Annotated in this window: 8 protein-coding genes and 1 pseudogene; 1 reads left to right on the forward strand and 8 read right to left on the reverse strand. The window is 72.3% G+C overall.

The window, feature by feature from the left end:
- Positions 1 to 162: 162 nt before the first annotated feature.
- The 3 genes and pseudogenes from JAN01S_RS15435 to JAN01S_RS15445 all read right to left on the reverse strand — a co-directional run bounded on the left by JAN01S_RS15435 (position 163) and on the right by JAN01S_RS15445 (position 2,090).
- A complete protein-coding gene (locus JAN01S_RS15435) occupies positions 163 to 651 on the reverse strand; it encodes a YkvA family protein (RefSeq protein ID WP_244884863.1) in 489 nt (162 codons plus the stop codon).
- 31 nt (positions 652 to 682) lie between these two features.
- Positions 683 to 1,357: pseudogene (locus JAN01S_RS15440) on the reverse strand (alanine:cation symporter family protein); the annotation flags it as partial.
- Positions 1,358 to 1,364: 7 nt separating this feature from the next.
- Positions 1,365 to 2,090 (reverse strand): EcsC family protein, encoded by a 726-nt coding sequence (locus JAN01S_RS15445; protein WP_068319572.1) that lies wholly within the window; start codon positions 2,088 to 2,090, stop codon positions 1,365 to 1,367.
- A 72-nt stretch (positions 2,091 to 2,162) separates the two neighbouring features.
- Here JAN01S_RS15445 and JAN01S_RS15450 point away from each other — a divergent pair, with 72 nt between their 5' ends.
- On the forward strand, positions 2,163 to 3,833 hold the full coding sequence (locus JAN01S_RS15450; RefSeq protein ID WP_244884864.1) for a DNA polymerase: 1,671 nt from the start codon (positions 2,163 to 2,165) through the stop codon (positions 3,831 to 3,833).
- Between the two features lie 83 nt (positions 3,834 to 3,916).
- On the opposite strand, the gene JAN01S_RS15455 is transcribed toward JAN01S_RS15450, so the two are convergent.
- The 5 genes from JAN01S_RS15455 to JAN01S_RS15475 all read right to left on the reverse strand — a co-directional run bounded on the left by JAN01S_RS15455 (position 3,917) and on the right by JAN01S_RS15475 (position 11,691).
- Positions 3,917 to 4,828 (reverse strand): proteasome assembly chaperone family protein, encoded by a 912-nt coding sequence (locus JAN01S_RS15455; protein ID WP_068319573.1) that lies wholly within the window; start codon positions 4,826 to 4,828, stop codon positions 3,917 to 3,919.
- A 68-nt stretch (positions 4,829 to 4,896) separates the two neighbouring features.
- On the reverse strand, positions 4,897 to 8,709 hold the full coding sequence (gene hrpA / locus JAN01S_RS15460; RefSeq protein WP_068319575.1) for an ATP-dependent RNA helicase HrpA: 3,813 nt from the start codon (positions 8,707 to 8,709) through the stop codon (positions 4,897 to 4,899).
- An 82-nt stretch (positions 8,710 to 8,791) separates the two neighbouring features.
- On the reverse strand, positions 8,792 to 10,048 hold the full coding sequence (locus tag JAN01S_RS15465; protein WP_068319577.1) for a GNAT family N-acetyltransferase: 1,257 nt from the start codon (positions 10,046 to 10,048) through the stop codon (positions 8,792 to 8,794).
- An 81-nt stretch (positions 10,049 to 10,129) separates the two neighbouring features.
- Positions 10,130 to 11,386, reverse strand: a complete 1,257-nt coding sequence (locus JAN01S_RS15470) for a hypothetical protein (protein WP_068319579.1) — start codon at positions 11,384 to 11,386, stop codon at positions 10,130 to 10,132.
- A complete protein-coding gene (locus tag JAN01S_RS15475; protein WP_068319582.1) occupies positions 11,386 to 11,691 on the reverse strand; it encodes a hypothetical protein in 306 nt (101 codons plus the stop codon). The genes JAN01S_RS15470 and JAN01S_RS15475 overlap by 1 nt, the downstream gene beginning before the upstream one ends.
- Positions 11,692 to 11,768: the final 77 nt, after the last annotated feature.

Below are 11,768 nucleotides of genomic sequence, written 5' to 3' on the forward strand. Positions count from 1 at the left end.
GCGGGTGGTAGCCGAGCCGGTACGGCAGGAGGACGGCGAACTCGAAGGGGGAACGTGGTCGGGCGTGAAGTGTCATGGGACGAATCTGGCCCCTGCCGAGCGGACTCGACAGGGGCCGGATGCAGCTGGGGAAACCGCCTTTCGGCGGGCTGAACTTGTGGATCAGTCGGGCACGACCCAGGAGCGGATGGGCTCCTCCCACTGCTGCCCGCGCGCGTCCTGCGGGCCCGCCCCCTGCTGCTGCGCGTGCTGGTCGTATCCCCCGTGGGCGGCCACGGCCTGCTCCCAGGCGATGAAGTCCTCGGTCTCGCGCACCAGGGTCGTGGCGACCCAGCCGATGACGAGGACGTCGTCGACGAGGCCGAGTGCGAGGAGCAGGCCCTCGGGCACGACGTCGATCGGCGAGACGACGTAGCCCACCCCTGCGAGCAGCATCAGCAGGCGGGTGGAGGACAGGCCGGTGTACTGCCCGGAGCGCACGGCCCGCACGAGGCGCGGCACGGCGCGCAGCCGCTGGAAGAGGCTGGGCCCACCCGGGCGTGCGGCGTTGTTGACCGCCGAGGCGAGGTGGGCGGCACTGCGGACGCGGTGACTCATGGCCATCGTGATCTCCTGACGCTCGGGCATCCCCGGTCGGGGCGCGGCGCTCATCTCCAACGTACCGCGCCCCACCGGGATTCCGTCAGGAGCCGGAGGTGTCCGACATCTCGCTCACTCGCGAACGGCCCGCAGCCCGGTGCTCCCAGAACTCGGCGCCCTCGATGTCCAGCGCCCGCGGGTCGAACTGCGGGTCCAGTCCCTGCTTCTTCTGCGCGCGGTAGTCCTTGAGCGCCTTGAGCGCCGGCACCTGCAGCACGAGGATGCCGATGATGTTCATCCACGCCATCGAGCCGACGCCGATGTCACCCAGGCCCCAGGCCGAGCCGGCGGTGGTCACGGCTCCGTAGGCGACGGAGACGAGGATGAGGGCCTGCAGCCCGCGGATCATCCCGCGACGCACGGTGCCGCTGCGGATCTTGCGGGTGAGGTACGAGAGGTTGACCTCGGCCATGTAGTAGTACGCGACCATCGTCGTGAAGGCGAAGAAGGCCAGCGCGAGGGCGACGAAGCTCGAGCCCAACCCGGGCGCGAGCGTGTCGAATCCGTTCTGGACGAAGCCCGGACCGGGCTCCACCCCGGCGCCGATGGCGCCCTCGTAGAGCGTCGGTCCCGGGTAGGTCTCGTCCTCGTACACGGAATACATGTCGGTCGAGATGATGATGAACGCCGTCGCCGTGCCGACGAAGATCGTGTCGATGTAGATCGCGAAGGCCTGCACGAAGCCCTGCTTCGCCGGGTGCGACACCTCCGCGGCCGACGGGACGCTACCCGACAGCCGGAGGGAATTCCTGACGAACGTGCTGGGACAGCTGGCGCATGAGCCACAGGTCCATCCCCGCGCCGACGGCACCACCGACGAACGGGACGGCCTTGCCGAAACGGGCGAAGACCCCCTTCCCCGCCTGGGAGAGGATGCGGAACCCGACGGCCTTGTTGACGACCATGAGGGCCGGCCCGGGCAGCCGCTGCGCGGCCAGCCCGGCCAGACGACCGGTCGGCGCGACCATGCCCGCCTTGGCGAGCAGGTCCTGGGCGTCGGCGCCGACAAGGCTGAGCAGGACCGCCGAGCGGATCTCGGGCTGTGCCAGGTCGTAGCCGCGCAGCTTGGCGACCACGGCGGCCATGCGGGTGGCCAGGACGTAGAAGCCGAGGACATTGGCCGGCAGCGCGACGATCATCGTCGCGAAGCCACCGAGGTTGGTGACGAAGCCGCTCGCGCCGGCGAGCTTGAGGTGGTCGGCGATGACCTCGTCGACCGCCTTGTCGACATTGCCGCCGTGCTTGGCCAGGGCCTTGTCGGCGACCTGCTGCGCGGAGTCGAAGGGACCTCGTCCGTCGATGCCCGAGTCGAGCAGGTTCTCGACGAGCTTGAGTGCCGGGCCGCCGAGCGCGCCCTGCGAGTCCGGGTCCTGCGCCTGCTCGAGCGCGGTGCGGGTCTGCTGCACCTGCTCCTTGCGGCCGAACCCGAGACGGTCGGAGATGAATCCCATGTGTCGTCCTCCAACGATGCTGATCGTGTGGTCGCTCTCGGGACGATCCTGCCACGGGTAGCCTCACCGCTCGTGGGAACGCCGCCGCTGGGAGCCGTCGTCGTCGGGGTCGACGGCGTCGGCGCCGTGCTGCCGCCGGACGGTCCGCCGACGCTGGCGGGGGACCTCCCTTCGCTCGCGGCCGCGCTCTCCCCCGGCACCCGCTGGGTCACCTGGTCCGCCGCCTCCGTCGCGCCCCTGGTCGCCCTCGCGCCACTGGACCGCACGTGGGACGTCGCGGAGGTCCACCGTCTCGGGCACGGGGGTTGGGCCGCCGGCCCGGAGCGCGCGTGGGCGGCGGTCCACGGGCTCGACCCGGACACCGCACCGAGCGCGCCGACGGGAGACCTCTTCGACCTGCTCTCCGACGAGGTGCCGGCCGAGCAGCTCGTCCTCGGCTCCGGGCACCTGCGCGCCGACGCGGTGACCGGTACGTGGCTCACGACGCCGCAGCGGTGCGCGGCCTTCGCCGAGGCGGCCCGGCAGGTCGCCACCGCCCAGCACGAAGGGGTGAGCGCCCGCGGTCCTCGTGCGGTCGCCGCTGCGCGCGCCGAGTCCGCGGCGGCGGTGCTGTGCGTCGAGCTCGAGCGGGGTGGGCTGCCCATCGACCGGGAGACCGCGCGGCGACTCGTCACGGACGCCGCCGGCCCGGAGCCGCGGACCTTCGAGGAGGAGATCGCCGCCCGCGACATCCGGGACGCGCCCGTGCTCGCTGCCGTCCCCGGCACCGGTCACGTCGACCTGCGCAACCCCGCCCAGGTCAAGGCGATGCTCGCCCGCGTCGGGGTCGACGTGCCGTCGACCCGCAAGCACGTCCTCGAGGTGCACGCCGCGTCCCACCCGGTCGTCCCCGCGCTGCTCGAGTGGCGGCGGCGCGAGCGCATCGCGACGACGTACGGGTGGCGTTGGCTGCGCGAGCACGTCGGCGCCGACGACCGGCTGCGCGGCGCGTGGGCCGCCTGCGACGGAGCCGCCGGGCGGATGACCGCCCAGGCAGGCCTGCACAACCTGCCGACCGAGCTGCGGCCCGCGGTCGCGGCCGAGCCCGGTCACGTCCTGGTGCGCGCCGACCTCGGGCAGGTCGAGCCGCGGGTCCTCGCGGCGGTCTCGCGCGACGAGGCCTTCGCCGCGGCGACCCGCGCGGACGACCTCTACGCGCCCGTCGCCCAGCGACTCGGCGTGGAGCGACCGGTCGCCAAGATCGCGGTCCTCGCGGCGATGTACGGGCAACGCTCCGGCCCGGCGGCCGAGGCGCTGGCGGGCCTGGAGCGTGAGTACCCGGTCGCGATGGCGCACCTGCAGCGCGCGCAGGACCGGGGGCGACGGGGTGAGCCGGTGCGGACCTTCGGCGGGCGCCTGGTGCGCACCGACTTCGGCGTCGGTGGGCTCGACGACAGCGGGCGGGACGGGCTGGCGGCGGCGCGGGGGCGCTTCGCCCGCAATGCGGTGATCCAGGGGTCGGCGGCGGAGCTGTTCAAGGCGTGGGCCGCGACGGTGCGCGTCGTGCTGCGCCCCCTCGACGGCCGGATCGTGCTGTGCCTGCACGATGAGCTGCTCGTCCACGTGCCGCAGGCGCGCGCGCAGGAGGCGGCTGCGGCGGTGGACCGGGCGCTCACCGACGCCGCCCGGCGGTGGCTCGGCGGTGACCAGGTGCGCTTCGTCGCCGACACCTCGGTCGTGCGGCGCTGGTCCGAGGCGAAGTGACCGCGCATCTCCCCGGGGAAATGCAACCTCTCGACATCACGTGGTCGCATTTCCCCGGGGAAATGCGCGGTCAATGAGTGGGGTTACGGGTTGTCGGTCTCGTCGACGGTGCGCAGGAAGTCCTCGAAGTCCGCGCCGATCTCGTCCGCGGACGGCAGGTCCTGCCCCTCGCCCGCGAGCAGGCTCGGCCGCTCGAGGCCGCGCAGGTGGACGTCGTACTGGCGCTCGAGCGCCTGCACGGCCTCCTTGACCTCGTCGTTGTCCTCGACCTCGCGCTCGATCTGCAGCCGACCCTCGCGGGCGGCCTCGGCGAGCGCGTCGTTGGGCAGGTTGAGCCCGGTGGTGTCGACGATCGCGTTGAGCGCAGTGAGGGCCGCGTCGTGGAAGGTCGACTGGGCCAGGTAGTGCGGCACGTGGATGCTGAAGCCGACGGCGTCGCGGGAGGACTCCCCGAGGCGCAGCTCGAGCAGCGCCGCGAGCGAGGCCGGGACCTGCACGGTGCCGAAGACCGGCTTGTGGTCGCCGATGAGCCGCTCGTCGCTGCCGTGGACGGTCATGCCGACGGGGCGGGTGTGCGGCACGGCCATCGGGATGCCGTGGGCGTGCACCGCGAGGCTGATGTGCAGGTCGTCCATGATCGTCGTGACGGCCTCGATGACCGCCTCCCACCGGTAGTCGGGCTCGGGTCCGGTGAGGACGTAGTAGGTCTGGCCGTCACGGTCGAGCAGGTGGTACAGCAGCAGCGCCGGGTCGGAGTAGTCCGTGTAGCGGTTGGCGTCGAAGGTGATGACGGGGCGACGGCTGCGGTAGTCGATGAGCCCGTCGATGTCGAAGGAGGCCACGACGGTCGCCTCGCTCGCCTCGAGGAGGTGGTCGACGAGCAGGCGCTGGGCCATCCCGGCGTCGAAGAAGCCGTCGAAGGCCACGATCATCGGCCCCGGCTGCAGCAGCGCGGGGTCGGTGTCGACCTCGTAGCGGTACAGGCGCTCGGTCACGTGGGGTCCTCCTGGTCGGTGGTGCACTCATTGTGTCAACGACCCGTGGCCCGGGGCCATTCCCCCGCTCAGGTCGGGATGGCGGCGATGGCCGCGCGCACCCGTTTGGCCGACACGGAGCGGGCCGTGCCGACCGTCTGGGCGAAGAGGGAGATGCGCAGCTCCTCGATGAGCCAGCCGATGTCGACGACGTCCGGGGAGCGGCGCCGCAGCGGCGGCAGGGCGTCCAGCAGGTCGGCGTAGGCGGCCTCCACCCCGTCGATCGCCTCTTGGTGGGTGGCGTCGCGTCGCGGGTTCTCCGCTGCCTTGTCCAGGCGAAGGGAGATGCCGCGCAGGTATCGCCGCAGGTCCGGCAGGCGGTCCATGCCGGTGTCGGCGACGAAGCCCGGGCGCACGAGCCCGTCGAGCTGGGCGCGGACGTCGGCGACGGTCGTCGCGAGCGCGGGGGCGCTCATGCGGTCCAGCGTCGCGAGGACCTCCGCGCGCTGGACGAGGACCGGCTCGACCTCGGCGACCGCGGTCAGGACGCGTTGCGCGACATGGGTGCGGGTGGCGGCGAGCGCCGCCTCGAAGGCCTCGCGGGTGCGGACCGGCCCCTGCACGTGCTGGGTGACGATGTCGTCGACCGCGGCGGCGAGCGCGTCCTCCAGCAGGGCGGGCACCGAGCCGTGCGGGTTGTCGGCGAGGGCGAGCTTCTGCGCATTGGTCAGGCGGGCGAGCACGCGCTTCCACGGCGGGGCGGTGCCGAGCAGGAGCAGGCGGCGCACGCCGGCGCGGTGGGCCCCGAGCGCCTGCTGCTCGTCCGGCAGCACGCGGACGGCGACGCTGCTCCCTTCGTCCACGAGTGCCGGGTAGCCGATGACGGTGTGCTTGCCGGTCCGCGTGGTGAAGGTGGCGGGCAGCTCGTCGAGGTCCCACGTCGTCAGGCCGGTGCGCTCGATGGAGGCGCCGGCGCGGGACATGCCCTGCTGGACGTGGCCGGCGAGGCCCTCGCGCAGGGTCTCGAGGTCCTTGCCGCTGCCGAGCCGGCGGCGGCGCGAGTCCTCGACGGCGAAGGTCACGCGCAGGTGGTCGGGCACCCGCGACCAGTCCCACTCCCCCTCGTCGATACGGATGCCGGCGCGGCGACCGAGCACGCGCGACAGCTGCGCGGTGATCGAGGTGCCGGCGTCGGGGTCGAGCTGCTCCAGGGCGGCGGCCGCGTGGTCTGGGGCGGGCACGAGGTGGCGCCGGGTCGCCTTGGGCAGCGACTTGATGAGCGCGGTGACCAGCTCCGCGCGCAGCCCGGGCACCTGCCAGTCGAAGCCGTCCGCGGTCAGCCGGTTGAGCACCGCGACGGGCACGTGCACGGTCACGCCGTCGTCCTCGCTGCCCGGCTCGAACTGGTAGGTCACCGCGAGCTCGAGGCCGTCGGTGCGCCACCGGCGCGGGTAGTCGCGCCCGCTGATCGCCTCGGCGTCGTCGCGGGTGAGCAGCTCCTCGGTGAGGGTGAGCAGGTCGGGCTGCTCGCGGCGCGCCTGCTTCCACCACGAGTCGAAGTGTGCGCCGGAGACGACCTCGGCCGGGATGCGCTCGTCGTAGAACGCGACGACGTCCTCGTCGTCGACGAGCAGGTCCCGTCGGCGGGCGCGCTCCTCGAGCTGCTCGAGGCGACGGGTCAGCTTGCGGTTGGCGGCGAGGAACTCGTGCCGCCCGTCCCACTCCCCCTCGACGAGCGCGTGCCGGATGAACAGCTCGCGGCTGACGACCGGGTCGATCTTGCCGTAGGAGACGGAGCGCCCGACGACGAGCGGCACGCCGAAGAGGGTGACCCGCTCGGTCGCCATGACGGAGGCGGCCTTCTTGGACCAGCGCGGCTCGGAGTAGGTGCGCTTGACGAGGTGGGCACCGGCGCGCTCGGCCCAGACGGGGTCGATGCGAGCGGACGAGCGGGCCCACAGGCGTGAGGTCTCGACGAGCTCACCCGCCATGACGAAGGGGGGTTGCCGCTTGAAGTTCGTCGTGCCGGGTTGGATGGAGAAGCGCGCTCCCCGCGCTCCGAGGTAGTCGCGCTTGTCCTCGTCGCGCAGGCCGATGTGGCTGAGCAGCCCGGTGAGCAGGGCCTGGTGGATCGTGTCCCAGTCGGGCTCGGCGTCGACCGCCGACGTGCGCTGCCGGGTGTCGATCTTGTGCTGCTTGGCCGCGCGTACGAGCTGCGAGTGCAGGTCCTGCCACTCTCGGATGCGCAGGTAGTGCAGGTACTCGCGCTTGCACATCCGGCGAAACGCGCTGCCGGACAACGCCTTCTGCTGCTCCTTGAGGTAGACCCAGAGGTTCCACCAGCTGGCGAAGTCCGACCCCTCCTGCCGGAAGCGGGCGTGCTGCTGGTCGGCCTGGGCGCGCATCTCCGCGGGCCGCTCGCGCGGGTCCTGGATCGACATGGCGGCGACGATGACGAGCACCTCGGTCGTGCAGCCGAGGCGGTCGGCCTCGATGAGCATCCGCCCCAGGCGCGGGTCGACCGGGAGCCGGGCGAGGGTGCGGCCGGTCGGGGTGAGCCGACGACCACGGGCGCGGGATCCCCCCTTCGCCTGTGGGGTCGCTCGTGCGACGGTCTCGGTGTCGAAGGCCTGCAGCTCCTGCAGCAGGCGCACGCCGTCGGCGATCTGGCGTGAGTCGGGCGGCTCGACGAAGGGGAAGCGCGCCACGTCGCCGAGTCCGAGCGAGGTCATCTGGAGGATGACGCTCGCGAGGTTGGTGCGCAGGATCTCGGGGTCGGTGAACTCCGGTCGTGCCTCGAAGTCATCCTCGGAGTACAGGCGGATGCACACGCCCTCGGCGACACGGCCGCAGCGGCCGGCGCGCTGGTTGGCGGAGGCCTGCGAGATGCGCTCGATCGGCAGGCGCTGGACCTTGGTCCGCTGGCTGTAGCGCGAGATGCGCGCGGTGCCGACGTCGATGACGTAGCGGATGCCGGGGACGGTCAGCGAGGTCTCGGCGACGTTGGTGGACAACACGATCCGACGCCCGGAGTGCGGGGCGAAGACGCGGTGCTGCTCGGCCGCGGACAGCCGCGCGTAGAGCGGGACGATCTCGGTGTCGGGCAGGCGCATCGAGGTCAGCGCGTCCTGTGCGTCGCGGATCTCGCGCTCGCCGGAGAGGAAGACGAGCACGTCGCGCGGACCACCGGGGTCGGGCTCGGTCCACAGCTCCTCGACGGCCCGGCAGATGCCGGTCACCTGGTCGCCGTCGTCGTCCTCGTCCTCACCGAGGGGGCGGTAGCGCACCTCGACCGGGTAGGTGCGGCCGGAGACCTCGATGATCGGTGCGGGCTGGCCGTCAGGCCCGGCGAAGTGCGCCGCGAAACGCTCCGGGTCGATCGTCGCGGAGGTGATGACGACCTTGAGGTCGGGGCGACGCGGCAGCAGCTGCGCCAGGTAGCCGAGGATGAAGTCGATGTTGAGAGAGCGCTCGTGTGCCTCGTCGATGATGATCGTGTCGTAGCGGCGCAGGTCGCGGTCACGCTGCATCTCGTTGAGCAGGATGCCGTCGGTCATGACCTTGACCGCCGTCGAGTCGCTGCTGTGGTCGGCGAAGCGCACCTGGTAGCCGACGAGCCCACCGAGCTCGACCTGCATCTCCTCGGCGATCCGCTCGGCGACCGAGCGTGCGGCGATGCGTCGCGGCTGGGTGTGGCCGATCTGCCCCTCGCGCCCGCGACCGATCTCGAGGGCGATCTTGGGCAGCTGGGTCGTCTTGCCCGACCCGGTCTCCCCCGCGACGATGACGACCTGGTGCTCGCGCATCGCGGCGGCGATGTCGTCCTTGCGGGCGACGACCGGCAGGTCCTCGTTGTAGTGCAGGTCCTTCGCGGAGACGGGTTCGCGAAGGGGGGTGGGCATGGGGGCGAGGATATCGGTCACGTCAGACGCCACGCTGGTGGAGGTGTGCGGGCGCCCGCGCCCGAACCTCGAGACCACCGGCTCAGAAGTCGATCGTCGTCACCGGACCGATGCCCGTGCGCAGTGCGGCGTCGAGCGCGGCGACCGCCTCGGGGTCACCCGTGACGTACCCGGCGGCGGCCCGGGCGAGCAGGCTCTGCCCGCCGAGCCAGACTGCGCCGAGGTCACCGATGTCGAGCACGACGTCGGGCTCGGCGTCGGTGCGCGTGACCGCCCCCTCGCCGTCGGTCGCGCTCCAACGCCAGGTGCCGGAGTTGTGCTCGAGCAGGTCGTCGCGCACCTGCACGACCACGTCGAGGTCGGTCGCGTGGCCGCGCTCGGTGACCGCGGTCGGCAGGTCGACGAGGCGCAGCCACAGGCAGTCGCTCATGCCGCCGCCCCCGATGGAGCGCAGCGACGGCTGCCACAGCGCGAGCTGGTCGTCGGGCGTGATCCAGTACTCGGTCTCGCTCATCAGGTCGAGGCTGGTGAGGCGCTCGGCGAGCGCGAGTCGGGCGCCGGCGTCGGTGGACAGGAGGAAGAAGACGCCGACCTGTCCCTGTGGCTGCCCGTCGTCCCACTTCGGGCTGCGGTGGAAGTACGCGCAGCCGACGTCGCGCCCGTCGCGGACGGCCCACAGCAGGCGCGCCGGCTCGCGGTCCCCCCGGCTCTCCGGGATGTCGCGCAGTAGGCGCGCGCTGTCCTCGAGGCTGCGCACGACGTGACCGGCTGCCTGGCCGCCGCACTCGCGGGCCAGCTCGTGCCAGCGGGACGCCTGGTCCTCGCTCGCGGTGACCGTGCGCGTCGTCGTCGCGTCGGCGAGCGCGCGCACCGCGTCGGGCGCGGCAAAGGTCGTGCCACTCGCGAACCGCGAGCGCAGCGCCGAGCTCGCGACGCCATAGCCGAAGCGGCCGTAGATCGTCTCCTGCGACGCCTTGAGCACGGCGATCGAGCGGTGCTGCTCCTCGTGGGTCCACCGCAGGTGCTCGCGCACCAGCGCGCTCAGCACGCCCTGCCTCCGGTGGTCGGGGTGCACCCCCACCCACGTCAGGCCTTCGGCAGGACGAAGGGCGGCGCCCCCCTTCGCCGGGATGGAGACCTCGACGTCCCACGACCCGGCGATGCCGGCCGGCTCCCCGTCGCGGGTCGCGACGAAACCGGCCCGTGCCGGGGTGTCGCGCAGCGCCTCCGCCAGCGGCACCCGCGCGGCGTCGGACCAGACGAGCCGGTCCAGGTCGAGCAGCAGCGCGGTGGCCGCGTCGTCGTCGGGGTCGGTGAGGGTGACGTGGATGTCGGGCATGACGTCACGCTCGCACCGTGGCGAAGGGGTCGCAACGCACTTTTCGTCCCGCTCGCCCCGTGCCCACCGAGCACCGTGCCCTCAGGACGTCCCGCCCGAGGGCAGGAACGATCGCACCGGCCAGGTCGTGAACTCGTCCACGGCCTCGTCACGACGCCGCTGGTCGGCGGCGCGACGACGCTCGGCGGCCTCCGCGCGCTCCTGTCGCTCCCGCGTCTCGTGCTCCGGCTCCGTGAGCCGGTCGACCCGATCGAGTCCGGAGCGGACGGAGTCGATCGTGGAGTTGGTGTGGTGGGCCCCCTTGACCGAGTACCTGGCGACGTGGACGCCCTTGCGCACGCGGCCGGCCCCCGCGATCGCCGCCCAGTCCGCAGCGGCATCGTCGATGAGCCGGGCACCCGTCTTCTGGGCGACGAGGTCCTCGGTCTTGTGCCGGGCCTTGATGCGTGAGGTGGCCACCTTGTCCTTGGCCGAGACCTTGGCGTTGGCGATGATCCGCTGGTGGGCGATCGGGTTGGTCGAGCGGGTGCCGGGCGTGGCCTTGGCCAACTCGTCGGCACGGCGGCTCACCCGATCGGTGTCGCGGGTCTTGGCCCCCTTGCCCTTGCCTCCCGCGACGAAGTTGGCCACTGTCAGGACGGTCGTGAGGCTGACGTCCTGGTAGCTGCCCTCGCCGTAGAAGGCACGGCGGCCGAACTTGCCGATCGGCTCCCCGACCTTCAGCGCCCCGACCGGTTTGACCACGTCGGCGACGCGGTTGTGCGCCAACGAACTGCCGCCGATCCGCTCCGACGCCTCCCACCGGTTGTAGGCGTCCGAGTCGCTCAGCTCCGACCCGACGGATCCCAGGCGCCTGGCGACGTCGCGCTCGTCGGTCGCAGCCTCCTCCGCCACGCGGGTGAACTCCCGCTTGTTGGTCTCACGTGAATTGGCCGCGGCCCGGTACTCACGGTCGACGGCGACGTACTCCGGGTCCTCGGGGGTCATCGTCGCCAGCCTGGTGCGCCGGTCCTCGGCGGTGCGGTCGTTGTCGTCGTAGCGCGTGCGGATCCGCTCGAGGGTGGCCTGGTCGTCCTCGAGCCGGTCGGCGTAGGGGCGGATGATCCGCTCGGTGCCGCTCAGCCGGCCGGCGATGGCCTCGAGGTCGTCGGGCGTCTTGCCGACCTCGTTGTCGAACATCGTGCCGGCGCAGGACTCCCACACCCCCTTCGTCGAGACGGTACGCAGCATCCGGGCGACGGTGTGGATGTTGGACGCGACCGTCCGCAACTCGTCGGCCTGGGCTCGGATCGCCGACGGGTCGCCCTCCTCGATCGTGCCCGGGTCGTGCAGCGCCATCAGAGGATCCCCCGATTGCGCTCGTCGATGAGGTCCTCGGTCAGGACGTACCAAGGGCCGGCATCCTGCGCGAGCCGCTTGAGCTCGCGCAGCTGCCGGCACACCCGGATGCGCTCGCGCTCGTAGTCACCGATCGCCTCCTCGTAGGCGTTGGTCCCCTCCCAGCTGGGGAACCCGAACGTGCGCACCACCTCGTCGTTGGCCGTGCTCGCCTTGGCCTCGAGGTAGTCGGCGATGGCCCCCAGCTGCCGACCCAGTCCCTCGATGCCCTCACTGTCGATCGAAATCCGTTGCTGTCCACCCATGCCCGCAACGCTAGAGAAAAACGTCGTGGGGCCCGTGGACTTGTCCACAGGCCCCACGACGGGGCGTCTTGAGGCTC

The sequence above is a fragment of the Janibacter anophelis NBRC 107843 genome, from assembly GCF_001570945.1.
GTDB classification, from domain to species: domain Bacteria; phylum Actinomycetota; class Actinomycetes; order Actinomycetales; family Dermatophilaceae; genus Janibacter; species Janibacter anophelis.